At 44.1% G+C, this 26048-nt stretch carries 23 protein-coding genes; 5 read left to right on the top strand and 18 right to left on the bottom strand.

Annotated features, from left to right (window positions below):
- From ACXAHI_RS14730 to ACXAHI_RS14675, 12 genes are all read right to left on the bottom strand, one after another.
- The gene (locus ACXAHI_RS14730) at window positions 1–1686 is read right to left on the bottom strand and encodes a hypothetical protein (RefSeq protein WP_474849072.1); all 1686 of its coding nucleotides are present in this window, start codon (window positions 1684–1686) and stop codon (window positions 1–3) included.
- Window positions 1687–2208: 522 nt separating this feature from the next.
- On the bottom strand, window positions 2209–2901 hold the full coding sequence (locus ACXAHI_RS14725) for a DUF421 domain-containing protein (RefSeq protein WP_474849070.1): 693 nt from the start codon (window positions 2899–2901) through the stop codon (window positions 2209–2211).
- A gap of 220 nt (window positions 2902–3121) precedes the next feature.
- A complete protein-coding gene (locus tag ACXAHI_RS14720) occupies window positions 3122–3898 on the bottom strand; it encodes an HpcH/HpaI aldolase family protein (RefSeq protein WP_474849068.1) in 777 nt (258 codons plus the stop codon).
- Window positions 3895–4611: an alpha/beta fold hydrolase gene (locus ACXAHI_RS14715; RefSeq protein WP_474849066.1), complete on the bottom strand. Its 717-nt coding sequence runs from the start codon at window positions 4609–4611 to the stop codon at window positions 3895–3897. Before ACXAHI_RS14715 ends, ACXAHI_RS14720 begins: the two co-directional genes overlap by 4 nt.
- 4 nt (window positions 4612–4615) lie before the next feature.
- Window positions 4616–5239 carry a cupin domain-containing protein gene (locus tag ACXAHI_RS14710; protein ID WP_474849064.1) on the bottom strand — a complete coding sequence of 208 codons (624 nt, stop codon included), beginning with the start codon at window positions 5237–5239 and terminating at the stop codon, window positions 4616–4618.
- A 30-nt stretch (window positions 5240–5269) separates the two neighbouring features.
- Window positions 5270–6703 (bottom strand): aldehyde dehydrogenase family protein, encoded by a 1434-nt coding sequence (locus ACXAHI_RS14705; protein ID WP_474849062.1) that lies wholly within the window; start codon window positions 6701–6703, stop codon window positions 5270–5272.
- The gene (locus ACXAHI_RS14700; protein WP_474849060.1) at window positions 6696–7907 is read right to left on the bottom strand and encodes an iron-containing alcohol dehydrogenase; all 1212 of its coding nucleotides are present in this window, start codon (window positions 7905–7907) and stop codon (window positions 6696–6698) included. The genes ACXAHI_RS14705 and ACXAHI_RS14700 overlap by 8 nt, the downstream gene beginning before the upstream one ends.
- A gap of 51 nt (window positions 7908–7958) precedes the next feature.
- A complete protein-coding gene (locus ACXAHI_RS14695) occupies window positions 7959–9095 on the bottom strand; it encodes an ester cyclase (RefSeq protein WP_474849058.1) in 1137 nt (378 codons plus the stop codon).
- Window positions 9096–9146: 51 nt separating this feature from the next.
- Window positions 9147–9902, bottom strand: coding sequence for an SDR family NAD(P)-dependent oxidoreductase (locus ACXAHI_RS14690; RefSeq protein WP_474849056.1), 756 nt, complete (start codon window positions 9900–9902; stop codon window positions 9147–9149).
- Window positions 9903–9914: 12 nt separating this feature from the next.
- Window positions 9915–10934: a LacI family DNA-binding transcriptional regulator gene (locus ACXAHI_RS14685; RefSeq protein WP_474849054.1), complete on the bottom strand. Its 1020-nt coding sequence runs from the start codon at window positions 10932–10934 to the stop codon at window positions 9915–9917.
- 110 nt (window positions 10935–11044) lie between these two features.
- The gene (locus ACXAHI_RS14680) at window positions 11045–12634 is read right to left on the bottom strand and encodes a sodium:solute symporter family transporter (RefSeq protein ID WP_474849052.1); all 1590 of its coding nucleotides are present in this window, start codon (window positions 12632–12634) and stop codon (window positions 11045–11047) included.
- 36 nt (window positions 12635–12670) lie between these two features.
- Window positions 12671–13675, bottom strand: coding sequence for an ester cyclase (locus ACXAHI_RS14675; protein ID WP_474849050.1), 1005 nt, complete (start codon window positions 13673–13675; stop codon window positions 12671–12673).
- Between the two features lie 422 nt (window positions 13676–14097).
- Between ACXAHI_RS14675 and ACXAHI_RS14670 the strand changes: the two genes are divergently transcribed.
- Window positions 14098–14400, top strand: a complete 303-nt coding sequence (locus tag ACXAHI_RS14670) for a hypothetical protein (protein ID WP_474849048.1) — start codon at window positions 14098–14100, stop codon at window positions 14398–14400.
- A gap of 98 nt (window positions 14401–14498) precedes the next feature.
- Window positions 14499–16049: a multicopper oxidase family protein gene (locus ACXAHI_RS14665; RefSeq protein WP_474849045.1), complete on the top strand. Its 1551-nt coding sequence runs from the start codon at window positions 14499–14501 to the stop codon at window positions 16047–16049.
- Between the two features lie 122 nt (window positions 16050–16171).
- Here the strand turns inward: ACXAHI_RS14665 and ACXAHI_RS14660 are convergent, their stop codons facing one another.
- Window positions 16172–16918, bottom strand: coding sequence for a uracil-DNA glycosylase family protein (locus ACXAHI_RS14660; RefSeq protein WP_474849043.1), 747 nt, complete (start codon window positions 16916–16918; stop codon window positions 16172–16174).
- 464 nt (window positions 16919–17382) lie between these two features.
- Between ACXAHI_RS14660 and ACXAHI_RS14655 the strand changes: the two genes are divergently transcribed.
- On the top strand, window positions 17383–18168 hold the full coding sequence (locus tag ACXAHI_RS14655) for a TerC family protein (protein ID WP_474849041.1): 786 nt from the start codon (window positions 17383–17385) through the stop codon (window positions 18166–18168).
- A gap of 284 nt (window positions 18169–18452) precedes the next feature.
- Here ACXAHI_RS14655 and ACXAHI_RS14650 read toward each other — a convergent pair whose 3' ends face one another.
- The 4 genes from ACXAHI_RS14650 to ACXAHI_RS14635 form a co-directional block, all read right to left on the bottom strand.
- Window positions 18453–18926, bottom strand: coding sequence for an S-ribosylhomocysteine lyase (locus ACXAHI_RS14650; RefSeq protein WP_474849039.1), 474 nt, complete (start codon window positions 18924–18926; stop codon window positions 18453–18455).
- Window positions 18927–19080: 154 nt separating this feature from the next.
- Entirely contained in the window at window positions 19081–19236 is a 156-nt protein-coding gene (locus tag ACXAHI_RS14645) for a hypothetical protein (RefSeq protein ID WP_474849037.1), read from the bottom strand.
- A 301-nt stretch (window positions 19237–19537) separates the two neighbouring features.
- A complete protein-coding gene (locus tag ACXAHI_RS14640) occupies window positions 19538–19957 on the bottom strand; it encodes a universal stress protein (protein ID WP_474849035.1) in 420 nt (139 codons plus the stop codon).
- Window positions 19958–19972: 15 nt separating this feature from the next.
- Window positions 19973–21421, bottom strand: coding sequence for a SulP family inorganic anion transporter (locus ACXAHI_RS14635; protein ID WP_474849033.1), 1449 nt, complete (start codon window positions 21419–21421; stop codon window positions 19973–19975).
- Window positions 21422–21697: 276 nt separating this feature from the next.
- Between ACXAHI_RS14635 and ACXAHI_RS14630 the strand changes: the two genes are divergently transcribed.
- Complete coding sequence (locus tag ACXAHI_RS14630; RefSeq protein WP_474849031.1) at window positions 21698–24733, top strand: efflux RND transporter permease subunit; 3036 nt, start codon at window positions 21698–21700, stop codon at window positions 24731–24733.
- 56 nt (window positions 24734–24789) lie between these two features.
- Here the strand turns inward: ACXAHI_RS14630 and ACXAHI_RS14625 are convergent, their stop codons facing one another.
- Window positions 24790–25245 (bottom strand): N-acetyltransferase family protein, encoded by a 456-nt coding sequence (locus ACXAHI_RS14625; protein ID WP_474849029.1) that lies wholly within the window; start codon window positions 25243–25245, stop codon window positions 24790–24792.
- A 196-nt stretch (window positions 25246–25441) separates the two neighbouring features.
- Between ACXAHI_RS14625 and ACXAHI_RS14620 the strand changes: the two genes are divergently transcribed.
- Window positions 25442–26032, top strand: coding sequence for a helix-turn-helix transcriptional regulator (locus ACXAHI_RS14620; RefSeq protein WP_474849027.1), 591 nt, complete (start codon window positions 25442–25444; stop codon window positions 26030–26032).
- Window positions 26033–26048 lie beyond the last annotated feature (16 nt).

Here is a 26048-nt window from a genome sequence, read left to right as displayed (position 1 = left end):
TTACAATAGTGTTATTTCATCTTCAACAAATAGTCCCTTTTGGTTATCGTACCTTAAGATATTCAATTCAAACTTGTCGTAATCACTAATACGGATCAGTTCATTTTTAAAAGTCTCTATTAGTATTTCCGCTTCTTGTTGAAGTACATTATGAGTTCCTCCACCACAAGCTCTCATTAGGTACTCAAACACAGCTAAATTGATCTTTAATTCCACTTCATCTGATACTACTAATGAAAAGTTGGAAGGCACTCTATCTAAATCACTTCTACTTTCTTCTTGTTCAATTCGTATTTCTCTATTAGGTTTGAATTCGTCATGAATCATTAGGTTTCTATTTGTAGCTAAAAGATTTTTCGAGGTTTCTGTAAGTCTCCCTGAGAAAATTCTATTCAATCCATTGATTAATTCTTTTTTAATTAAACTTTGATTTCTTTCATTATTAAATAACGAAATGTAATCATTTAAATACTCAAATGGTAATAAATGATTCGTATTTTCGTCTTCTTGAAGCGTTATTTCATAGAAGTACTTCCTTCTAAGCTGAGGAATCCAGTCATCAATGATTTTATGATTTTTATCTACATCGTAATCACGGTACAAGAGTAACTTTTTCTTGAAATAACCTAGCTGTAAATCAAGTGAGTCATTTATTAATGCGTTGTGGGCTTCCTCTGTTTGTGTATCTCCGTTAATATCACCGTTAATAATGAAATCATCGATGCTTGAATGTGAATACACGCCTGGATCTAACGATTTAAATATTCTCAATGCTTTCATTTCTGAAAACGCATTTTCATCCAGACCATGACCATAGATATTCTGATAGTAAGGCTTCTTAGTTTGTTTCTCTAATTCCTTATAATCAGCGTTAAACACATCGTCGCAAGTGTATCCACCGGTTATGATATAACTGATATGAATCAGCATTTCCCTCATAGTAATGTGTGTATCTAAATAATCAAGTAACTTATATTGCTCTACGATTTTCTTTTGAATATGTCCGTTAGATGATCTTTCGTGGTTCATATTTATTATGCATCTGTTTTTCATTGGACAAGATTTACATTCTTCCCACTTGTCCTCTTTGTTCCATTCAGTCAAGACTTTATCTACATATACAGATGAAGTTACATCAAGAAGATTAAGAATACTTAACTGCCCCTTGTTATTCTTATGTGACTTAAATCTCTTGGAAACTTCTTCTCGTAAACTAGTCAAATGACTATATTGAGATAAAAATTTCGAAAGCTTTCCTTCATTAGCAGCAATTAAATAGTACACATTTTCATCTGAGGCCATTAAGCGTTGCAAATTTGAGAGTTCTTCTTCAATTATTTCGTCTTTTAATTCTGAAAGGTCTTTAACGATTCGTATCTTTCCATTTTTATAGGGAAATTCTACTATGCCGTCTTCAGGCCAAGTAACTAACGTTTCTCGATTAAAATAATCATGAATTATTCGACACAGTCTAGTTTTTCCATCTCCCGCATTACCAGTTAGAATGATATTTCGAGGATTGTTTTCAAGAATATTAATTAGATTTTCTTCAATTTTAGTTTCAATTGAGAAAGCATATGTATTAGTACCATTAGATTCTATCGTATATTCATCATATATTTTAGAGTGATTAGGAGATAGAACGTTATATTGGTCTAAGTAATATACAAATGGATTCCGTTTCATTTCATTCCTCCTAAATTTTCCTATATATCTATAGTTAACTCCGATCTTACCATACTTTTATGGGGGTAGAAATCCGTAATAGGTCAAATAGAATGATTAATCCCTCCTAAACACACGTTAGCTAGCGATCATTACAGTAAATTCATCATGTATTATTTCCTGTATTTCCCTAAATAAAAAGAATGATTAAATCTTCTATAAACTTTCTTTTACCCCTAAAAGTGCGTTAACTCTTACAACAGTTGTACCAGAAAAGTTTTGGGTACCATAGTGAAAATCTCGAAAACCACTTTACCTGCTTTATTGCCGGCTTGTTGAAGTTCATTTTAAACTAAATAAAATAATTCCTTTTCTCTCAGTAATCCATCTTAAAGCCTTGAGTGGGTTATATACATCAATCACCCTTTTTAAGATAGATCTAGTAAATTATCCCATTATAATTATATTTATCAGTGATCTTTCAGAAGATGTATATATTACTAATTATTGAATAAATTCATAGGTTTTCCTTGTGTAAAAGCTTTAAATAAAATCATCTTTCATATTCACATGGACCTTCCCATCTTGCTGCACCTCTGCATAAAAAACTTCGGAAGGTGAAGCAACTCCCTCTCTCTCCATTTGTTCAGTCAACCACTTCTCATCCAGATTCAACAGCAATAAGTTTTTAAAGTTAACAACACCATCCGAGATAATCTCCGTCGCAATAGGAAACTGTATTGGTTTACTGGAAAGATTCATATCATTCCTCGTTATGAACTGATGAGGATCAGTTTTCATAACTGACAGCTTTCCATTCGTCTCAAATATAGCAAGATCAACCTCTGATAATTGGAAGACATTTTTTTCTCTTAAAAGCGTTCGGAGCGTATCGATATCCAATCGGGTTTTGCGAAGAGAATGTTCCATGATCTTGCCATCTCTAATGACGATGATTGGCTCCCCCGTCGTCACCTTACGTGCCCCTTTAAATTTAATATCAATAAACCCAATCAGTATCGGGATCGCAAGCCATGCCACAAGCACAATTACCCCTTGGAATAAACTTAGTTCCTTATTGACCACGATATCCGCAGCTAGAGATCCAATGGCTACGGATGACACCCAATTAAAGAACGTCATCTGACTGATTTCTTTCCTGCCGGCTATTCTCGCCAGCGCAAATAGCACAACAAATGTAACCGCTAATCGAAGTAATAATTCTGACATACTCATCGTAAAACACCCTTCTATATTGAACCGTCCACTCTTCGGATAGATTGAATAATATCTATAGGTACTATCTGCTATATTCTTGCGGACTATTCAATTAGTGCCTGTCACCACCCGGTTTAGCTTGAACATAGTCTACGAAATGCAATAACATTAAGCCAAATAAAAAAACAACAAAAACCCCGCTCCATCTAAATGGAACGGGGCACAAACACTCTATATCCTACACCTTCTCTTCCAACTTCCTAATAGACGCCTCCTTCACATCCTTAAACGCTCTCACCATCACAGAAACCCCAATAATGCCTACATAATCAGCACCTTCATCAAATGCCTTCTGTGCACCTTCAGCATCTCCAGCAACCGTTCCAATTCTGTAATTGTTCTCTTTAGCAACTTGATACAACCCATCCACAACCTTCTGCACTTCCGAATGCTTTGGTCCTTCTTCTTTATAATTCATATTTACTGAAAGATCCGTCGTCCCGAGGAATGCAAGGTCGATTCCTTCTACATCCATAATCTCCTTGAAGTTTTCTGCAGCTTCCTTTGTTTCAATATGAGGGATTACGAGAATGCTATCGTCGGATTGGTCGAGAAACGCTTTTCCTTTATCCATCCCAAAACGTGCTGCGCGGTGGGAGTAAGCTGCACCTCTTTTACCAAGTGGTGGGAACTTTGCCATTTCGACAGCTCGCTCGGCGTCTTCTATTGTATTAACCATCGGAACCTGTATGCCGAGAGCGCCACGATCCAGTGCTTTTTGTATGCTAGATGGGTCGTAGGAGACTCGGACGATCGGGACGAGATTAACTGATTCCGCTGTTCGAATCATGTTTTCGAGCTCGGGAGTGCTGAACGCGCCGTGTTCGTCGTCAATCACGACAAAGTCATACTCACTGTATCCGATCATTTCGACGATGTTCGGAGCGTACATCCCGATAAAACATCCTATAACACGTTCACCACGCTTTAGCTTTTCTTTGACCGGATTGATCATACCGTCCCTCCTTTTGTTTCGTTTTTCAGCCAGTCTCTCATCGCACGAGTTACTTCTTCAGGGGCTTCCAAGCTGCTCAAGTGACCACAGTTTTCGATTGCGACGAGTGATGAGTGTGGAATGAGTTCATGCATTTCCTTATGAAAGTCAGGTGGGCATATGGCATCATCTTCACCAACAAGCAGAAGCGTTGGACACGTAACGCTCTTTAGCCGCTCTCTCGCATCCGTTCTCGTTCCAACTGCTTTCAGCTGACGAATATAAGCCTCTGAGCCGATGTCCTCTGCCATCTGAATGATGGTATTGGTTATATCACGGTTAGTGAGAGCTTGAGGATGGATGAGGTTAGGGAGTAAATCCTGTACGATCTCCCTAAACGCTCCACCCTCTACTCTTGTGATCAGCTTTTTCCATGACGCTAGTTGAGCTTCCGTTGGTGCATATGGATTCGAATCGAGCAGTGCAAGTTTTGTGATCCGCTCTGGTGCAATTCGAATCATCTCCATCGCAACGATGCCGCCTAGCGAGAGACCTGCCAGTGCGAATTGTTCTGGGGCTTCCTTTAGTACAGATTCCGCTAGGCCCGTAATTGTTTCATGCTTGGTTAGATCAGGGATTGAGATGCTTGCCGTTACATCGGTAAGGTGCTCCTTCTGATGAGCAAAAAGTCGTTCATCGCAAAGCGTTCCTGGTAAAAGAACAAGATGTTCCATCGTTTTATTTCTCACCTGCTCGAAGCTTTTCTGCCATCTGTTTTTCAAGCTCTTCATAGTGATTTGGCTTGATCATCTTTCCTTTTTCATCAGCGTTGAAGCCATGCTTCGCTGCGTTTTTGATTACCTGCGGTGACCAATATGGGTCTTTCCCATCGAAGACTTCGTGCTGTTCCAGGATTCCTAAGCACCACGCGTCTTCATCGCTTACGTTTTCAAACCCACGCCATAAGCCTGGAGGGAGTGAAATGAGGTCCCATTCGTCGATGATCGTTTCACCTTCGATTTCGTCTTCACTATTTCCCCAGTAGAAGCGCCACTTTCCGTTCAGCGGCATGAACGCTTCGATGTAGTCGTGAGAGTGAAACGCTGGTCCATTACCAGGAGGAGCTTTGACCATTCCGATTTGAAAGCCGTGTGGTTCTGTGATTTCAGGCTCATACTTATCGTTTTCACTCGCCGTATCGCCGATGAGCGCATAGTTCAAACGGTTGTGTCCAGGGATAATGCTATCGATGAACATCAGTGGAATCGCTTTTGATTTTAGTTCATCAAACCGTACGATCCAATTGTTCTCCATGTCTTCATTCGATACGACCTTCTTCACCTTTGGTTGCTGCGTTTGCATTGTAAAATCATCCTTTCAAGTTTGAGAGTTTTATAGTTTAAACGAGACAAGCTTTAGTTCCGTCATCTCTTCAACTGAATACTTGATACCTTCTCTTCCGCTACCGCTGTTTTTCACACCACCGTACGGCATTTGATCGACGCGGAACGTTGGAATATCGTTCACCATGACGCCACCTACTTCAATATCCTGCGCTGCCTGGAAGGCTTGCTGGATAGACGTTGTGATGACACCTGCTTGAAGACCATACTCTGAATCATTGACGAGCGCGATTGCGTCATCGAACGACTCGTAAGGCGTGATGTTCACGATCGGTGCGAATGCTTCCTTACAGCTCACTGATAATTTCTCAGAACCATTCACAATAACGGTTGGTTCCATGATGCCGCCATTTCGTTTTCCGCCAAGCGCAATTTGTGCGCCTTTTGATTCTGCTTCTTCCAACCAGGAAGAGATGCGCTCTGCTTCACGTTCAGAAATGAGTGCTGATACATCTGTTGCTTCATCCAACGGATCACCGATAAGAAGAGAATCCGCATGAGCGATGAATTTCTCAAGGAACGTCTCGTACAACGCTTCGTTCGCATAAATCCTTTGAATGGAGATACACACCTGACCGGCGTACGCGAAGGCTCCTTGAACACATCGCTTCACAACGTCGTCTAAGTCATCAGTGCTCTCAACGATGACAGCGGAGTTCGATCCAAGTTCAAGTGTGACTTTCTTCAACCCAGCTTTTTCTTTTAGCGATAATCCGACTTCATAGCTTCCGGTGAACGTTACCATCTTGATGCGGTGATCTGTCACGAGGACGTCTCCAATCACGCTCCCTTTTCCTGGCACAACGTTAAGTGCTCCAACTGGGAGACCCGCTTCTTCAAATAGCTTTGCGGTAAAAAGTGCGCTGAGTGGCGTCTGGTTTGCAGGTTTTAACACAACCGCGTTCCCAGCCGCAATCGCAGGACCTAGCTTATGTGCAACAAGGTTAAACGGAAAGTTGAACGGTGTGATCGCAGCGATGACCCCAAGCGGTTCACGGATCGTAAACGCAACGCGCCCCTTCCCGCTTTTCGCCGCATCCATCGGAATCGTTTCACCACTGATGCGCTTCGCTTCTTCAGCCGCAAATTTATACGTTTCAACCGTTCGCTCGACTTCTGCTCTTGCTGCTTTCAAAGGTTTAGCCGCCTCACTCGCGAGGATGCGCGCGGCTTCTTCAGAACGTTCCTTGAATAAAACGGATACCTTTTCAAGAATCTCAGCGCGTTCAAGGGACGTGAGCTTCTTCATTCTCTTCGCTCCTCGTTCCGCACTATCGATTGCTTTAAGGACCTCTTCACGGTTCGCTTGAGGAACGGTTGCTATTTCCCGTCCGGAATATGGAGATTGAAGCTCAACCGTTTCTTCACAGTCGATCCACTTACCATCAACGTAAGCCTGCTGAACAGAATAGGTATTAATCACGGTTACTCACTCCTTCGTACGCGTTCACATAGATTGATAGAATCGCCTCTTCGCTCAAGTTGTAGGGCGTATTTGAGAGAAGGCGGTCAATCTTTGATGCATGATGCGCGAGGTTAGGTAAGTCGTCCTTTGAAATACCAAGCTCAGAAAGCGAGGTTGGAAGGTTGAGCTTACCTAGTAATCGGTACAAGTAAGACACGACAGCTTGTAGCGCATCATGAGGGTTCTTAGAATAGTCACCGAGTTGTAAAAAGGACGCTACATCGACCATTTCGTCCATGCACGTTTCTCCCGTGACTTCGAATACGAACGGCATGAGTAGCGCATTCGCGACGCCATGTTCGATGTGATACTTCCCACCGAGTGGATATGCGAGTGCATGAACAGCTCCAACACCAGCATTCGCAAGCGAAACGCCCGCAAGCATACTCACCCAGCTCATGCCAATTCGTCCTTCAAGGTTTTTCCCGTTATGAACGGCGGTTGCGATGTTAGGCGTGAATAGCTTCATCGCTTTTTCGGCATACATCTTCGTGAGTGGTGTTGCATTCACAGCGACGTAGGATTCAATCGCATGTGTGAAGGCATCAACGCCAGACGCTGCCGTTACTCTTGAAGGACAGGACAGTGTGAGCGCCGGGTCCACGATCGCCACGTCTGGTAAAAAGCTCGGGCTTACTAATCCACGCTTTACTTCCTTTTCTGTATCTTCAAAGATCGCGTTCTTCGTGACTTCTGCACCTGTACCAGATGTGGTTGGCAGAAGCACGCAAAAAATCGTTCGCTGCTGCACGGTTTTCTCACCGCTAAAATAAGCTGAAAGATCATCTTCACCCGCAAGTGCTGCAGTCGCTTTTGCGACGTCAAGGGCACTACCGCCTCCGATGCCAACAATCGCATCGCACCCTTCTTCTTTTACATGCGCGATCGCTTGTGCGAGAAGATCAAACGTCGGTTCACCCGCTATTTCGGTAAATGTCGTCGTGCCTACCCCAATTGATCGCACAACCTCGACTGTACGATCCACTAGTCCTACTTTCTCAAGTCCTTTATCACTGATTACCGCAACCTTAGACACACCAAGCTTTTCAAGTTCATCACCGAGTGACGCGAACGCATTTACACCGAAGCGTACATTTCCAGGCATCATAAAGTCCTTGTATGCCGCGTTCGCCATCTGTTTCTGGAGTAAGTCAGTCGTCATGAGTTATCCTCCTTTATTTTGAATCCGCATTCAAAAAGTGTCGTTGAAGATCTATGCTTCGCACTCTTCCCCTGAGTGGAGATAGATTTGACGAAGAACATCAAGCCCATCGAACGTAATCCATTCTTCTACAACTTCTTCATTTCGTACTTTTAGATGAGAGATCCCTTGAATCGTGACCGGGGCACCACTCGGTTGTCCGAAATACCCAATGCCTTCATGAAGTCCTTGTAGCGTCCACCTCACCGCAACGTCCCACTCATCTTCTAGCTCACCATCGTTACACGTAACCCGCTCAACGATGACCTTCGACGTTGGAAACGAAGCGAATAAGCTGATGAGCATACTTTGGATCTGCTGGTGTCCGATTAGATCCTGCTCACAGATTGCATGAACAACCGCGGTTTCACTGTAAAACTGTGTTACTTCATTAAAACGACGTCGTTCATAGATGCTGTTGAAGAGTTTCAGTATGAAATCGCCAATTTCAAATCCTTCTTCATCTGACGTATACACGTTAGGTGAAAACTGCCCATTCATCGCTTCACTCGAGCTCTGTAAGGACGTTTTCTTAGATTGAGAAGCGAGCTTCTTCGCGACGTCAACTGGGTCATACCCTAGCTGCTTCACGATAGACAAGTTATCTCGAACGAGCCATTCCTCTACGATGCGGTTGGAATGAACAAAACAATCCACGACTGTTCTAAAAAAGACGCGTTTTCCTGTCGCAAGACCAAACGATGAATCACCGAGGTTCGTTGCGTTCGACGCAATGCGATGCGATGACAGAAATCCTTCTCGATCATTCCCTGACCAGATGACGTTCTCCCCTATCAGCTTCCTGTCCGGAAACGCATGAAGCGTTTGAAGGGTACCTGAAATCACAGCATTGATTCCCTGGACCGTCACGGACCCGGTATGCATGGACACGTTGTTGTGATACGTATCATAAATCACCCCGATTCCTTTCTCTTCCCAAATGCGGTGCGTAATTTTAAGGATGTAATCAACGAAGTCTCGATAGTCGCTATCGAACCCTTCCATGCTCTGACTTCGTTTTTCATTCTTAGAAAATTCATTGTAATCGGAGTAGCCAACGCGCGTTACTTCACTTGAATTACCAAAGTGAACAATACCTTTCACACCTTTTTGAGGCTTCTCTTTTGTTACGTGATCCACATCATTCATGAATCAAACTCCTTTCTTCCTTCTTTTCTGAATCCGCATTCAAAACTGTCGTTAGATCGCCGTCCAACCTCCGTCCACCTTCAGCGTTTCACCTGTGACGAAATTCGCCATGTCTGATGCGAGATACACGACAGCCCCTGTTACATCGGACGGCTGTGCTAGTTTCCCGAGCGGAATGCGATTCATCACATCTTGATGAAATGCTTCATCTTCAAACATTTTTGAGGTGAGTTCTGTTTCAATAAACGTTGGCGCGACAGCATTGACCTTCACATTATGCGGCGCCCATTCAACCGCAAGAGCTTTCGTCATCTGTACGGCCCCACCTTTACTCGAACAATATGCGGCACGTTTTACATATCCGACGAAGGCCATTTGCGACACGATCGTGATGATCTTTCCTTTCTTGTTCGGTACCATGTGATGACCAGCTCGCTGTGCACAAAAGAAGCTTCCCTTAAGATTCGTATCGATCACCGCGTCCCAGTCTTCCTCTGTCACTTCAAGCGCTGGTTTTGCGATATTCACACCCGCATTGTTTATAAGTACATCGATTCCATCCATCATCTCGACGGCTTGATCGACCATATCGCGAGCGTGAGAAGGTTGCTGGACATCCGCAACAACGTAGGTACAATTTGATTGGTACTCACGAAGCTCGTTCACACACTCTTTTAGCGTGTTTTCATTTCTCCCTGTTACGACGACGACGGACCCTAGTTTCGCAAATGTTAGTGCAATATCTTTTCCAATACCCTTGCTTCCACCCGTTACGAGTACCTTCTTACCATTTAAATCATCTAACATATAACGCCTCCTCTACGTTTGACATGTACCTGTCGTTTTTCTTGGAATAAGCTCTGGTTCTAATACAATCTGAAATGGAGATGTTACATCGTTACGTTCTTCGATGAGACCCATTAGCTTGTCTAATGTGAGCTTCGCCATCTTCTCCTTTGGCTGGGTGATGGTGGATAACCCGATGTAGCGATTCTTCGCAAGGTCGATATCATCGAACCCGATGACGGATAGCTCTTCTGGAACTTGAATGTTCTCGCTTGCAGCTGCATCCAGAATCGCGAGTGCCATCTGATCAGAAGCAGAGAAAAACGATGTTGGCCGCTTCTTTTTATTCAGCAACTTTTTCGTAAACTGATACACTTCATCGTACGAGAACTCCTGGGTATACATATACTCTTCACGAAGCGGTAAACCGTATTGTTTTAGCGCATCTTTAAAGCCTTCATTTCGCAAATGGGTTGTCAGGTATTTTGACGGTCCAGCGATATAGCTGATCTCTCTATGGTTAAGGTGATAAAGATGTTCAACAGCGAGCTGTGCCCCGCGGTAGTTGTTCACCGCGATGTAGTTCACGTGATCGTGCTCCATCATACTGTTGTATAGGACGATCGGAAACCCATTGTCATAAAGCTCTTTGATCTTCTCGTTATCTTTGTCGGCTGACGCGATGATGATGCCATCGACCCTTTTTCCAACGAGCGTTTGAATGTATTTATTCAAGTTTTCTTCGTTATGATTCGTGTTACAAAGAATCACATCGTACTCCATTTCTTGTGCCTTTGTTGTGATGACTTTCGCAGATTCCGAGAAAAACGGATTCGTTATATCACCCACGATGAGTCCGATCGTTCGCGTCTTTTTACTCGCAAGACTTCGAGCGATTTCGTCTCTCGTAAACCCTAGCTCGTTAATGGCAGTCAGGACTTTTTCTTTTGTAGCGCTTTTGATATATGGATAATTATTTAAAACTCGCGACACGGTGGACTGCGAGACGCCTGCTTTTTTTGCTACATCGTACGCACTAATTCTACCTTCCATGGCTTCATAACCCTTTCGTCTACAAGGAATAGGCCGATTCCTATCTCTTGCGTTAGTATGTCTCTTCTTATGATGTTATCTAAATTTTCAAACAAATACAAATGCAAGAATCACAGCTGGATGACGAACAAGATGATTGTTTGAACAACGAAAAATCCAATCAATGCATACGAATAGCGATCCATCGTTCCAGGTAAAATCGATACGCCGTTCTCATCTTTATCTGCACCTTCAGCTAGGAGTTTTGCACGTTGCCCGAAAAGCGTAAATTCCTCAAAGTTTACTTTCTGTTTCCTAAAGAGCAGGCTTGCACTATAGCCGATAACAAGTGTTAACGCACACCCGATTGGATAGTTCCACAGCCAGTTGACGACACCCATTTTTCCGATGTACGCCGTGAGGGCAATACCAAGTACAAACCCAATCGCAACGCCCTTGTCGGTCGCTCTTTTCGTGAGCATTGCAAGTAAAAACATCGCTAAGATTGACCCTGAGAAGTAAGAAAGATAGCTTCCTACAACTTTTAAAATAGAAGCTGACGTTCCACCGAATGCAAGAAGAGTAAAGACGATCAGCAAGAGTCCGAACACAAATGTGAAAATCATCGAAACGCGAAGCGAGGCCTCTTCTCCCTTAGTGACGAACTTCTCGTAAATGTCTTTTACAAATACCGTTGTAACCGAGTTTAAAACAGAATCGATACTGGACATCGCTGCCGCAAAAATCCCTGCCATCAATAATCCTAATACCCCGACTGGAATCTGACCCGCAATGAACGTGATCATCACATTGTTGGAGTTCGCAAATTCCTTTCCGTCGTAGGCGATGTAAAGAAGCACACCGACGATCATGAACACGAAGAACATAATGTTCATCACAAACCCACTGATGCAGATCGAACGCTTTACTTCCGTAACTGATTTAGCAGCTAGCATACGCTGCGTTTGCGTCTGATCTGTCGCGTAGTATTTCAGCCAGAGGAAGAAACCACCGATCAGCGCTACCCAAACACCGTTTTCAAGCTGAAGATCAAGGGAAAAATCAAGTGCGTCTAACCTACCATCGGCTTTAGCCTGCCCCATCGCTTCAAAGAAGCCAATATCAAGGTTTGCGAGAATGATCCCAATCGTTGCGATTAATCCTCCCCACAGCACAACCATCTGAATTGCATCTGTCCAGATAACGGCTTTAATTCCCCCAAGGAGGGTGTACAAAATCGATACCGTTACAACAATTGGCACTACGGTTGTGAGGGGCCACCCTGTGAACTTCTGAATGATGAGCGCAGGAATGAACAGAAACGAGCCTACCTGAATGACGTTCGAAAGCACAAACCCGATAACCGCAAGTAATCGACTGATTCCTCCAAGACGTAACTCAATGTATTCGTAGATCGATGTGACATTCAAGTTATAAAAGAAGGGCAGAAACACCGAGAGTGCAACGGCGAGAACGAGCGGAATACTAAAATTCAGCATGAACGCGATCAAGCCTGAATTGTAGGCCCACCCTGGTCCACCGATAAAACCGTTCGCACTAACGGTGGTTGCTGCGATCGATAGTGCGATCGGCAAGGTTGCTACGGATCTTCCACCAATAAAATAATCTGCCTGTGAGTCAATGTTTCGACTTAATCGAAAACCCATGTAGATCAGACCGAGCATGTAAAGAACGACGATCGCTATATCTATGGGATTCATGTATGTACCACCGCTTCCTTAGATTGATTGTAGTGACTATCGGATGAGATACTGTCTTTTCCTTAAGCGATCAAAGATGTCTATATCAAGTTGTAGTAAATATTCCACGATGTCGATAAGCACCCAGTTTTCAACAAGCAGGTTCCCTTCTCTACGCCACCAGTCCATCACACGCATGGAGACTTTCTTATTCGGTGCCGGAATTCCAAGCCAGCCCGCCCCTGTATGTGTTGCTTCCACACTCGGCCAGCCGGTTGATGCGACATACGTCTCATCAGCGAATCGTGCCGCGTGATTGTGTCCTCCAACGCGGTCGGGCAGTGCTTTTACAAAAGGACCTTGATGATACTCTTTAAAGCCGCTTATTCCTTTCGTTGAGCCAATTCCTGCAGGTCCATACCACATGAAATCATCTGCCCAGAACGCTTCTAACCCCTGCTTTTCAAGACCTGAGGAAGCTTTCTTAAGACCTTTGAAGATCATATCCTCTACGAGCTGAAGTGACTTCTGACTCTCCTCTTCATCTGACTTTTCAAGTAAAACCCCATCGTACGTCGATGGACCTGGCACTGTGATCTCAGGGGCTAGTGTCGGGATAAATCGGAATCCCGCCTGCCTCATCACATCGAGCATATCGACGAGCATGCGCGTTTCCACAATCTTGCCATCTTCAACTTTGTGAAATTCGCCAAATCGGATCCACGTCGCGCATAAGTGTGGAGGAATATCTACCCACTCTTTCGTAAACGTGCCGACCATGTTTCCAGTGGTGCTCACCCATGCGTTTCCTTCATATTCACCCGCCATGACGATGTACGGCTGCTTTTGTAAATCTGGAAACGCTGCGACTAATGGCTTGTAAAAGACCTCACTGATTTCTTCTATTCCTGTAAGTTTGTTGAAAGGATGGTTCGTATGCATTACGGCGTCTTCGTGGTAGTAGGTTCTGAGGATGTCTGAAATGGTTTCTGGAGTTGCTTTGTAAAGATGCTTTGAAAACTCGTGAATCAGCTGTTTGTTCTGTACGTCATTAACACTCATGCACTCACTCTCCTGTAAACAATTTTGAATGCGCATTCAATAATGACTAGGTTATAATAAATTTTGGAGGTTTATATCATGTTTTCCGCTCTTGAACATTTTGAATGCGGATTCAATATATTGCAAAAAAATTAACGCCTTTTATCAAGAGCGATTCATTAATTGGAATTATAAAGGATTCAAATATAGGAGTAAACCTTTTTGTTAGAATTTTTTAAATATTAGGTACAATGGTAGGGACAGAGGGACAGGTTCCATGTCCCATTAGGTTTACAGTTCGTCTTGATCCATTAAATTATGTTACCATCGAATAAATAACAAGATTAAAGCGTATTCATTTTACGTTACATACATAAACTATCGTTTAAAACGTATTCCTTACAATGCCACTAACGCCGGTCAACTTGGAAAGGAGCCTACCCATGTACAACATGTACCGATCAAAGATGACGACCTGGAAATCATATCTCTTCTTAATCATAAGCCTGTTAACAACACTCGCGATGTTTCTGATCGATCCAATCGCAACCAACTCAGGTGAAGCCCTTGCCCTCAACGTCCTGATCTTTGTCTTCGTTGGTTGTGCGCTTTCTATTCTGTTCGCTTTTATCGTTTTTCGATCGAGTGATGAGAAAAAAGGACTGGCGAGTATTGCGCTTCTTTTTACAATCTTCAACGTCGTCATCACGCTTTACTTTATATGGGTGGGGATTAGCGCAGCCTAATCCTTCTCTCTTTCTCCCCCTTCTCTTCTTAAAGACGCAAAATATCACTTCCAACACATATGCTTTTAAAAAGCCGTGTTTTGGAAGGAGTGGCACACATGCTCGAACAGTTTGTGGATCGCCTCCCCATCATGCCAGTGATTCAACCTCTATCGTTTAAAAATCAGATTCCCTTTTATGAAGTGACGATGAAAGAAAGTATGCAGAAGCTTCATCGTGATCTACCTCCGACACGGATCTGGGGGTATAATGGACTCTTTCCAGGTCCTACGTTTCATGTGTTTCGCGATCATCCTATATGTGTTCTTTGGAAAAGCGACCTCCCGGAGAAGCACTTTCTTCCGATCGATAAGACGGTTCACGGAGCGGACCATGGTGCTCCTGAAGTTCGTACGGTTGTCCACTTACATGGCGGGGTGACGCCCGATACGAGCGATGGGTACCCTGAAGCGTGGTTTACGCCGGGGTTTCAGCAGGTTGGAAAGTATTTTACACATCTTGTTTACGAGTATCCGAACGGCCAAGCAGCGACGAACCTCTGGTACCATGACCACGCGATGGGCATCACAAGGTTGAACATATATGCTGGGCTTGTCGGGATGTATATCGTGCATGATGAGGTGGAACTTGCCCTTCCGTTACCACGTGGAGAGTATGATATCCCGCTCGTCATTCAAGATCGGTCTTTTCATGATGATGGGTCTTTGTATTACCCTTCAGAACCTACTCCTCCAGTGGAAGGCGTTGATCCATCTGTTATTCCTGACTTTTTTGGTAAAACGAATCTTGTGAACGGAAAGGTTTGGCCATATATTGAAGTGGAGCCTCGGAAGTATCGGTTTCGGATATTAAACGGTGCGAACGCAAGGTTTTATGGATTAACGCTTTCGAACGAACTTCCTTTTGTCCAAATTGGAACGGACCAAGGGTTGTTGGAACATCCTGTGACAGTGCCCTACTTGCTGCTTGCGCCAGCTGAGCGTGCGGATGTGGTGATCGATTTTAGTTCTTCCGCCGGCGCGGAAATCGTAATGAAGAATGATGCGGCTTCTCCTTTTCCTCAAGGGAAAAAGCCTAATCCTAAAACAACCGGTGTAGTCATGCAGTTTCGTGTTAAAGAAGAGCTCGGTTCCAAGGATAAAAGCTACGTTCCTTACCATTTATCAAACTATTATGTGATGAGTGAGAAGCAGGCTAACAATGAAAGAAACCTTACGCTAGGGATGAGACCAGATCAGTACGGACGCTCGATCCATTTGTTAAACAATGACCTTTGGATCGATCCAATTACGGAAAAGCCAGGGTTAGGTGATACAGAGATCTGGAGTCTCGTGAATGTATCGAAAGCGACGCACCCGATCCACCTTCATCTCGTGAAGTTTCAAATTCTCGATCGGCAGCCGTTTGATGGGGACCTTTACGAGAAGGAAGGAAGAATCGAAACGACCGGGCCTAGGGTGAAGCCTGATTTAAACGAGCAAGGATGGAAAGATACAGTAAGAGCGAACCCTAAAGAAATTACGCGGATCATTATGAAGTTCACTCCATATACCGGTTTGTTCGTCTGGCACTGTCATATATTAGAGCATGAAGATTATGAGATGATGCGGCCGTATCAAGTGGTTTTGAAGGGTAAGGCACGTACCTAATCCCTTATTGAACGTGAAAGCAGCATACTGAACCTGCGGCAGCAACTCACTAATTGAAACCGAGCGCATTCAGAAATGGACTTCACCGTATTTGGTGAAGTTCATTTTTATGTTATGCATGATTATTTGCTGAAATACGATTGAACCGTTCTCTTCATCGCCTCTTTATTTTCTTCGAACTGACGGAAGCGGTGTCCGTTCGCACCTGATGGATGAGGAAAACCAGTTAATATCGAGTTACCTGTCATATAACCACCTTCGGTAAGATACGTTAATACTTTTGTCACGTTAACACCTAGGGGTACAATAAGAGGATTCCTTAAACTTCTCACTTCTGTAGAGAACTTCTCTTGAGCGTATCTTTTCAATATAGGCGTACTTAGGATGTTCGGTGTGGCACCACTATAATTCTTCCCATTTCTGAATACAGGATATGGTAGGACAGAGGTTGTCTGAACAAGGTGACTCGCTGAATCAAAAAGCTCACACGTTGAAGAAAGCCCAAGATAGTGATGGACCTCTAGCTCATCTAACATACTGATTAAGTTTCGTCTCATCGGCCCTTCAAAACTGGAATTGTTCTTTACTTGTTGGAGAATGTCCTCATCATTGTATGATGAACCACCCATTTGTTTAACCGTCTCAAACGACTTTTTCATCTGATGAAGTCCAGGAGTAATTCCAACAATTACAATCTTTGCATCTTCGTTCACATGTTCGAACGGTGCATAGTAGATTTCAAGTTTCTTTTTCTCATCTCTTTCGAGTAGGAATTCCTCGGTAATAATATCTTTATCAACTGAGTGATGAGGTAATGCATAAATTGAGTCCTTAAATCGATCGAACCTAGAATAAGTTGCAATTGCCATGTAAAAAAACCTCCAATAAACTATGTATCTTACTTTATCATCGCTTCCTATTATTTAACGACAACTACTATTACGTGCAACACCCTTAAAAAGTTTCAGTGAGCGGTGCCCTTATATCAGTGCCATAACGGTGCCTGTCACCACCCGGTCACCACCCGAATATGCTCATGAAATGTCGAAAAAAAATAGATTGACTATTCCCCCAAAACCGCATATGATTATCTTACAGTTACCGAGTAAAAACTGTGCTCACCAAGAGCTTATAACACTCCAAAGGGGAGTAGCTTACAGTTATGTCGACATTACGTGATGATACATCACCGGCTTAACTGGCAACAGAAATGTTGTTTGCGAGACCTTTGCCAATTTTGGTAAAGGGATATATGCGTACATCCAAACCTTTACCACATTGTTGGTGAAGGTTTTTTATTTGGTCAAAGACAAATTAAAGGGAGAATGTAAAAATGGATCTAGCGTTGGTAATGGAGTATGGATGGGTATTGCTTATCCTCATCGGTTTGGAAGGAATTCTTGCAGCGGATAACGCGCTCGTGATTGCGACGATGGTAAAGCACCTTCCTGAAAACAAGCGTAAAAAAGCCTTATTCTACGGCCTCGCGGGTGCGTTCGTCTTCCGTTTTGCATCACTATTCGTCATCTCGTATCTTGTTCACATCTGGCAGGTGCAGGCGATCGGAGCACTCTACCTATTCGGAATTGCTTCGTATCACCTTTTTAAGAAGCACGTATTAAAACCTAAGCTTGAAAAAGCTGTAAAGAAATCAAAAGGTTCTGGCTTCTGGGTAACGGTTATCAAAGTTGAGCTTGCAGACATCGCGTTCGCAGTGGATGCCATCCTTGCAGCAGTTGCACTAGCTGTAACGCTATCTCCTACAAGTCTTCCTGAAATCGGTGGTCTAGACGGTGGTCACTTCGCTGTCATTCTTACTGGTGGTATCATCGGTCTCGTAATCATGAGATTCGCTGCTGGTTACTTTGTTGGTATTCTTGATAAGAGACCTGGACTTGAAACGGCTGCATACCTAGTCGTTGCCTGGGTTGGTGTGAAGCTAGCAGTCTACACACTTGCTCACCCGGAACTTGCGATTTTATCCGAGAGCTTTCCTAAGAGCGCAACTTGGAAAATCATCTTCTGGACAGTTCTTCTCTCCATCGGTGTAGGTGGTTGGTTGATGTCTAAAGAAAAGAAAGAAGAAGTAAAATCGAATCAAACGGTTGAAGCGAACTAAAAAAGACCGCTCGTGTATTACGGGTTATGTTCGAACTACAAAACCACAATTGTTCATGATAATGGCAATCTAATTAGGGATTTAAAATACTAAAAAAACACCAAAAAAACGGTTAGCGGCAATAGCCACTAACCTTTTTTATATGGACGTGTTTAATTAACGCTCTCTTCCCCCGAGTAACGGTAAAACAGCTTCAGATAGTCTTTGCCTTAATACCTTGTCTATCTACACGTATGGCACACAAAAAAACAGCGCCCCGCATCGCAGGACACTGCTCTTTGTTCTTATCCGAAAACCTTCGCCAATTCTTTTTTATCCTGATTAAGCCAGAAACGCATAAGGCGCTTAGCACCTTCTAAGTCATGCAGTTTAGCCTGGCCACACTGCTTTTCGTTCGCTGCAGGAATGTCAGTGATTTCGATGGCATCTTTCAGTGTGTCTTCTATAAGATCGATGATTTCTTCAACTTTCGCCTCACCGCTTACTACCAGATAGTAGCCGGTCTGGCAGCCCATTGGAGAAATGTCGATGATCTCAAAGTGATCATACTTTTCTGCATGCGTGCGGATATTGAATGCAAGCAGATGCTCAAGTGTGTGGATTACGTCCGGCTTCATCGCCTGTTTATTCGGCTGGCAGAAGCGAATATCAAATTTGTTAACAAGTCCGTCTGTTCCTATTTTATGCACACCGCAATGTCTCACATATGGTGCAACAACTGCGTCATGATCAAGCTCAAAGCTTTCTACTGAAGGCATAGTATCACTCCTTTTATTACGTCTACTTTCATCATACACGCAATTCCGATAAAATTCATCAATTTTGTCTGAATTAGTACTTTCGGATTTGCTTCTTCTTACAAAAAACGCCGTTTGAAGGAGCGCTGATCTTTAACGAATGCCCACGCGTTGCCTAATTTTTCTCCAGAATAACAAGTGACGAAACCGATGGTACCAATCCAACTGGACTCTGAGAAACAACCTTCCATCCCTCTTGAAGAAGTTGATTTAACTCATCTACGTTATTATTTTTATCGGATTGATATTTCACAGTGATAGCCTTTTGCATCGTACACCTCCAATTTGCAATACGTAATCGTCTAACTCTTTTTGTAGTAATACCACATTGAGGTTTCAGCTTAACGTGCTCTTTAACGAATGGATTACTTCCTATACTTCACCATACTGATTTAGTTTCCTTCATTGACTAGTAGTTTAAATGGTCTTTCATTTAGCAACACCAGAAATAAGAGCACCAATCCCAATGTGGTTTGGTGCTCCATTTTATTTGAGATTTTATGTTTTGTGCTCAAAAAGGGTTCGTTCACGCAGTCCTATTTACATGAAGGCAATTCGGACCTCCCCCACTTCTATTTCACGATCAACACTGGACAATTCGCTCGCTTCGCCACCTTATGACTCACGCTCCCGAGCACAAACTCCTGTAATCCGTTCAACCCACGACTCCCGATGATCACGATGTCAAACGCATTCTCGTTTGCATACTTCACGATCACAGGCCCTGGTTCTCCGCGTAGCACTTTTACTTCGTATGTAACGCCTGCTTCTTTCGCAATGCGTTCCACTTCGCTGACTTGATCTTTACGGGAATCGTTTACGTCCACTGAATTCCAGTGTGTGAGTACATCGCTCTTTGCTCGGTCAGCATCGACAACGTACACGACCTCGAGCTTTGATCCTTGTGAACATTTTGCGATATTCACCGCATTTTCTGCAGCTCTCTTAGAGTGCTCTGATCCATCCGTTGCAAGTAAGATCTTCTGATACATAGTGGTTGCCCCCCATCAATGTGATCCTAGCTTATTTGCTAACTTCCCTACTAATTCGGTACTGTCCTCGTTCAACCCTGTTACGGTCACTTTTTTTCCGTTTGATTTAAAGTTCGATACGATTTTATCAACGGCAACGACTGCAGAGTCATCCCATATGTGTGAACGACCTAAGTTGATCTCAACTTCTTCCACATCAGCATCATACTCAAATTGGTCGAGAAGTTCGGTTACCGATGCAAAGAAAAGTTCTCCATGTATCGAGTAATAAACCTTGCCGTCTTTTCTTTCATCCTCAACACGAACGCGAGATATTTTTGAAACGAAGAAAATGGAACTTAAGATGATCCCTGCAAATACGCCGATGGCTAAATTGTGTGTAAGTACAACAGTGATGACCGTTATGACCATCACAGCCGCGTCCGTTCTTGGTACTAAATGAATGGTGCGGATCGAATTCCAGTCGAACGTACTGATCGCTACCATGATCATGACACCCGCTAACGCTGCCATCGGAATCTGAACGACGATATCGCCTACGACAACGATTAGAAACATGAGAAAAATTCCTGCGACAAACGTAGAAAGTCTTCCTCTTCCCCCAGACTTAATATTGATGATCGATTGCCCAATCATCGCGCAGCCTGCCATTCCACCGAAAAATCCTGTGATGATGTTCGCAATTCCTTGCCCTCTACTTTCTGTATTCTTATTGCTGGACGTTTCAGTGGAATCATCTACGATCGAAGCGGTTAGAAGAGATTCCAACAACCCTACGATCGCAAGTGCAATTGAATAAGGAAAAATGATGACAAGTGTTTCTAGCGTAAGTGGTATGTCCGGTATAAGAAAGATCGGAAGCGTTTGAGAGATGGCACCCATATCCCCAACGGCACGAATATCGAAATTCATCGAGATCGTTACGATGGTAACGAACACAATCGCAACAAGGGTGGATGGGATCGCGTTCGTTACATATGGAAACAAATAGATGAGTGCTAACGTGACCCCAACAAGTACATACATCACCCACGACTCGTCTACGAAATGTTCCAGCTGAGAGGTGAAGATGAAAATGGCTAGCGCGTTAACGAACCCGACCATCACGGACCTCGGAATGAACTTCGTGTACCGCGCTAACTTAAACAGTCCGAAGATGACCTGAAGAATACCCGTTAGTATGGAAGCGGCCAATAAATATTGAAGACCATGTTCGTCCACAAGGTTGATGAACAAGAGTGCCATCGCACCGGTAGCTGCAGAAATCATCCCTGGTCTCCCACCAACAAATGAAATGGTGACTGCAATCGTAAATGAAGCGTATAACCCTACCATAGGATCCACGCCTGCGATGATTGAGAACGCAATCGCTTCAGGAATGAGTGCAAGCGCGACCACTAATCCAGACAAAATATCACCTTTTACATTGCCGAACCATGAATCCCGATAGGTGGATGTATTCAAAGAAACCCCTCCCTTCATAGCTCCTGTTAGTATGCGTTAAATGAAAGGAGTCATACTGCGGTGCCACTGTGGTGCCTGTCACCACCCGGTTATGCTCGAATGGTGTCGACCGATTGTCTCTATATTTATTTCGAATACTTGAAACTCTTCTGACGTACAATCGTATCTGTACATAACAACAAAGAAAGCATCACTAAGCTATGCGCAAGAATCTGCTACATAGATAGAAAACACCAAGACAAAGGGGAGAAATTCAAAAACAGGGGGGAAAACACAATGCAAGCGATTACGAATTGGGCGTTTCGAAACAAAGCTGCCATGGGGTTGTTCATCGTCATTACGATGCTGGTCGGAACCGTCAGCTACTTCATGCTGCCGATGGAGTTTTTGCCTGAAGCAGACAACCCGCAAGTAACCGTCGTCACATTTGGGCAAGGGTACGACGCTGGTTCGATGACGTCATCCGTGACGGAGCCGATCGAGCAAGCAGTCGCATCGATTGAGGGAAAAACGAGTGTCCTATCTACCACGGGTGAAGGGTACTCACAGATCGTCATCAACTTTGACTCGAGCACGGTGATGAAAGACGCGAAGAACAATGTGAGCGATGCGATCGCATCCCTTTCGCTTCCTGAGGGCGTGTCACCTCCTCAAGTCTCTCAGCTAAACACGTCGATGATTCCTGTTGGTCAGGTGTCAGTCACAGTTGAAGACGGATTGACGAAAGAAAACACGGAGCTTGTAAAAGACGAGATCCGCCCGATGTTTGAGAATACCGATGTGATTTCTCAAGCAAGTGTGATGGGTGAAAACACGTCTCGCGTTCAAATCAACCTTGATAACGACAAAATGACGGAGCTCGGCATCCCGGTAAATGCGGTCATGGGTGTTCTTCAAGGACAAAGCATCTCAGCATCCGCCGGAACGAGTAACATCGACGGTCATAAAAGCACGATCAACGTAACCGATGACCTTGATTCGTTAGAAGGAATCGAGAACCTTGCTCTGCCGCTTCAGATTCCTGATGCGCCTGCCGTTAAGCTTTCGGACGTTGCATCTGTTGAAAAAGTAAAATCAGACAGCATGGTCACAAGGGTAAACGGAAAGGAAGCGCTCGCCGTTATTCTTTTTAAAGAAACGGACGCGAGTGCGGTGACGGCTGGAAACCAGGTCATCGATACGGTTGAAGAGATCAACAGCACGTATGGAAACGTAGATGCTCAGACGCTTTTTACAACGGGTGATATGGTAAAGAGCTCCGTCAACAGCATGGTGCGTGAAGTTGGACTCGGCGCCCTGTTTGCGACGCTCGTGATCCTGCTCTTTTTACGAAAAATAAAGCCAACGATTGTGACAGCGATCTCGATCCCGCTCTCACTCGGCATCACACTACTCCTTCTCTGGCTGTCGGGCGTCACGCTTAACATCCTAACGCTTGGCGGGATTGCGGTAGCCGTCGGTCGACTCGTCGATGACAGCATCGTTGTCGTCGAAAACATTTTTAGAAAAAGTCAGAACGAACGATTATCAAAAGCAACCGTCATCGACGCAACAAAAGAAGTATCACGGGCGATCACATCTTCAACACTGATCACCGTTGCCGTGTTCCTTCCGATGGGACTTGTGAACGGATCGCTAAAAGCCTTCCTCCTTCCGTTCGCACTAACGGTTTCGTACTCACTGCTCGCATCGCTTCTTGTTGCGCTAACCGTTGTACCGGTCTTGAGCCGCGCGATGCTGAAGAACACGACCCTTCCTCCACACCGGAGACCAGAAGGCTACTTACGCGTATTGAAGTGGTCACTGAACCATAAGTTTGTACCGATTCTCGTCGCAGTCGTCGTCCTCTTTGGTTCGATCGGCCTCTACGTAGGCATGCCAAAAGCGGCAACAGGTGCGAGCGACGCCTCGATGGTCGTCGTCGACATGGTCTTCCCGAGCGACACACCAGAAGATGAAATCAAAGAACGCATGTTGTCGTTTGAAAAAGAACTCACAGACATTGAAGGCTATGAGCATTTCATCACGCAGTATGGCTCGAGTACTGAAGCCGCTCAATACGGCGAAGTAAGCGACCCTGATACGGTCATGTACACCTTCATCATGGAAGAAGGTGCTGATGCGGAAGCTTTCATCGAAAACGTGAACGAAGCGAAAAAAGATGAAAAGAACGTCGAGATCGAAGCGTACCCGACGTCCATGTTCGGCGGATCTTCCAACTCCTCCATCACGTATGACGTCGTTGGAAACGACACGAAAGATATATTGAACACATCTGAAACGCTCATGGAAAAGATCGAAGGCGTTGAGGGTGTTCAGAAAGTATCGAGCAACCAGGATAAAACGACACCTGTGTACACAGTCGAGATCGATACTGAAAAAGCGAACACCCAGCAAGCAGCGATGCAGATCAGAAGCCTCCTGAACCCCCAGCCGATTGGAACGGTCACTCTCGATGAGCAAACGACACCAGTCTTTCTAAACGCTGGCGTAACCCCGGATACACTAGGCGATCTAGAAGAGCTATCGATCACAACAGACGCTGGAATCGTACCACTTTCTGACGTCGCATCGATCACGCAAGAGGAAAAGCCAAGTACCGTTCTTCACAAAGATGGTGACCTATATGCGAGGGTGACCGCAGAAGTGACGCCTGAAGAACTTTCTGTTGTATCAAAAGAGATTCAGCAAATCATCAACGATCTCGACTTACCAGAAGGCATGAGCATCGATACCGGAGGCGCTTCCCAGCAGCAGGCGAGCGACTTCCAGGATCTTGGGCTCACGATGCTTGCGTCGATTTTGATCGTATACCTTGTGATGGTGCTGACATTTAAAACGCTTCGTGCACCGCTCGCGATCCTCGTTACCCTTCCACTCGCATCGATTGGTGCCGTTCTCGGACTTCTCATCTCCGGAGTTCCAGCGGACGCAACCGCCTTGATCGGAGCGCTGATGCTGATCGGAATCGTCGTCACGAATGCGATCGTCTTGATCGACCGCGTGAAGCAAAACGAAGAAACGATGATTATCCGCGACGCCATCATCGAAGCATGTGGAACGCGCCTTCGCCCGGTTATCATGACTGCGATCGCAACGATCTGTGCGATGATCCCGCTCCTCTTCGGTCACGCAGGTGACGGAAACCTCGTTTCGCAGTCGCTCGCAGTGGTTGTCATCGGTGGTCTTGCCGTTGCGACAGTACTTACGCTTGTGATCGTTCCTGTGTTTTATGAGTTGTTGTACTTTAGGAAATCTAAGAAACAGCGAATTGCGCAGGTAGATGTGAAGCAAGAAACAATCGCGAATTAAAAAAGAAGAGCTTGGATGTGGCGACTGCCGCTCCAGGCTCTTCTTTACTATCGAGCTCATTCTTCATCCACCCACTCATACAAAAGATCAGGAAGATTCTCCTCGTTCTCATGCCCCCGACCGATGATTGTAAACCCGTGCTTTTCGTAAAAACGCTGTGCGTTCGTATTCACTTCAAATGTATAGAGTGTAAGTTTCCTAGACTGTGCTTTCGCTTTATGTAGAAGAGCACTTCCAATCCCGAACCCTTGGTAATCGACATGAATATACAGCTGATTGATCTCGTTTTGATTGTACGCAATCATTCCAACAACCTTATCATTCAGCAGCGCTACCTCGATCACATACTGCTTATAAAGAACATGATTAAGGAAATGGAGATGGTGTTCAAACGTATGAATTTCTTCCTGACCTAACGCTCGTTCCTTACTTTGCCTCCACATCGAAACCGTTTGTTCCCCGTACGTTTGATGGTATGGAGCTAGGATGACGTCTTTCTTAGAATGTTTCATAATTTAACGCTTCCTTTCACCAGCCGATGGATTACTGTATAACGTTACTTCCATCCTATCATACACCTATTCAGAAAGAGGCAGCACACTCGCTGCAAAACACCCATCTAGTTCCTAATAAATCACACCTTACATTTTCTGGCTAATAACCTTATGATTAATCTATCATCCTATTTTCCTGGAGGTGCTCTCACCATTGCTCGTTGAAAATCGAATTAAAGAAGTAAGAAGACAGCAAAACGTTTCACAACTAGATTTGGCAGAAGAAATTCAAGTGACGAAAAGAACCATCATCGCGCTCGAAGAAAATAAGTACCACCCTAGTTTGGAACTAGCTTTAAAGATCAGTACATATCTCAATACATCGGTTGAAGAATTATTTCTTTTCGATGAAAGTAAGCAAAAAGAGAAGAAAAAGAATAAGACTATCCCTTTTCTCCTAGTTGGATTTGTCCTTTTGCTTATTATCGCTTACTTTACAGGAAGCCTAGACTACTTCTTTCCTTTATTAGCAGGAATAGTTGGTTCTGTTATAGGAGTAGGGGTATCAAACAACAAGTCTAAAACTAAACAACCGAAGCATCCTATTCGTGATGAACGAGTAGATGCGAGGGTAAGCAAATTCACAACCATTTTCTTAACGGTCGCGATCGGCTTCTTTACAATTAATGGGATTATCCTTAATTATCTTGGCCACGAAACGATATCTGTACCGTTTATCTTTCAATTTATAATAGTTGCCATCATTTTATTGACAATAGGTTCGAATATTGCCGCTAGAAGGTAGAAATCAACACAAAAAA

Source organism: Anaerobacillus sp. ABD4_527 (assembly GCF_056160805.1).
Note: the sequence above shows the minus strand (reverse complement) of the source record. Positions and strands in the feature narration are given on the sequence as shown.

Excerpts from the sequence above, each read along its gene's own strand:
- ACXAHI_RS14730 (WP_474849072.1), bottom strand. The coding sequence starts at position 1,686 with ATGAAACGGAATCCATTTGTATATTACTTAGACCAATATAACGTTCTA.
- ACXAHI_RS14725 (WP_474849070.1), bottom strand. The coding sequence starts at position 2,901 with ATGAGTATGTCAGAATTATTACTTCGATTAGCGGTTACATTTGTTGTG.
- ACXAHI_RS14720 (WP_474849068.1), bottom strand. The coding sequence starts at position 3,898 with ATGATCAATCCGGTCAAAGAAAAGCTAAAGCGTGGTGAACGTGTTATA.
- ACXAHI_RS14715 (WP_474849066.1), bottom strand. The coding sequence starts at position 4,611 with ATGGAACATCTTGTTCTTTTACCAGGAACGCTTTGCGATGAACGACTT.
- ACXAHI_RS14710 (WP_474849064.1), bottom strand. The coding sequence starts at position 5,239 with ATGCAAACGCAGCAACCAAAGGTGAAGAAGGTCGTATCGAATGAAGAC.
- ACXAHI_RS14700 (WP_474849060.1), bottom strand. The coding sequence starts at position 7,907 with ATGACGACTGACTTACTCCAGAAACAGATGGCGAACGCGGCATACAAG.
- ACXAHI_RS14695 (WP_474849058.1), bottom strand. The coding sequence starts at position 9,095 with ATGAATGATGTGGATCACGTAACAAAAGAGAAGCCTCAAAAAGGTGTG.
- ACXAHI_RS14690 (WP_474849056.1), bottom strand. The coding sequence starts at position 9,902 with ATGTTAGATGATTTAAATGGTAAGAAGGTACTCGTAACGGGTGGAAGC.
- ACXAHI_RS14685 (WP_474849054.1), bottom strand. The coding sequence starts at position 10,934 with ATGGAAGGTAGAATTAGTGCGTACGATGTAGCAAAAAAAGCAGGCGTC.
- ACXAHI_RS14680 (WP_474849052.1), bottom strand. The coding sequence starts at position 12,634 with ATGAATCCCATAGATATAGCGATCGTCGTTCTTTACATGCTCGGTCTG.
- ACXAHI_RS14675 (WP_474849050.1), bottom strand. The coding sequence starts at position 13,675 with ATGAGTGTTAATGACGTACAGAACAAACAGCTGATTCACGAGTTTTCA.
- ACXAHI_RS14670 (WP_474849048.1), top strand. The coding sequence starts at position 14,098 with ATGTACAACATGTACCGATCAAAGATGACGACCTGGAAATCATATCTC.
- ACXAHI_RS14665 (WP_474849045.1), top strand. The coding sequence starts at position 14,499 with ATGCTCGAACAGTTTGTGGATCGCCTCCCCATCATGCCAGTGATTCAA.
- ACXAHI_RS14660 (WP_474849043.1), bottom strand. The coding sequence starts at position 16,918 with ATGGCAATTGCAACTTATTCTAGGTTCGATCGATTTAAGGACTCAATT.
- ACXAHI_RS14655 (WP_474849041.1), top strand. The coding sequence starts at position 17,383 with ATGGATCTAGCGTTGGTAATGGAGTATGGATGGGTATTGCTTATCCTC.
- ACXAHI_RS14650 (WP_474849039.1), bottom strand. The coding sequence starts at position 18,926 with ATGCCTTCAGTAGAAAGCTTTGAGCTTGATCATGACGCAGTTGTTGCA.
- ACXAHI_RS14645 (WP_474849037.1), bottom strand. The coding sequence starts at position 19,236 with ATGCAAAAGGCTATCACTGTGAAATATCAATCCGATAAAAATAATAAC.
- ACXAHI_RS14640 (WP_474849035.1), bottom strand. The coding sequence starts at position 19,957 with ATGTATCAGAAGATCTTACTTGCAACGGATGGATCAGAGCACTCTAAG.
- ACXAHI_RS14630 (WP_474849031.1), top strand. The coding sequence starts at position 21,698 with ATGCAAGCGATTACGAATTGGGCGTTTCGAAACAAAGCTGCCATGGGG.
- ACXAHI_RS14625 (WP_474849029.1), bottom strand. The coding sequence starts at position 25,245 with ATGAAACATTCTAAGAAAGACGTCATCCTAGCTCCATACCATCAAACG.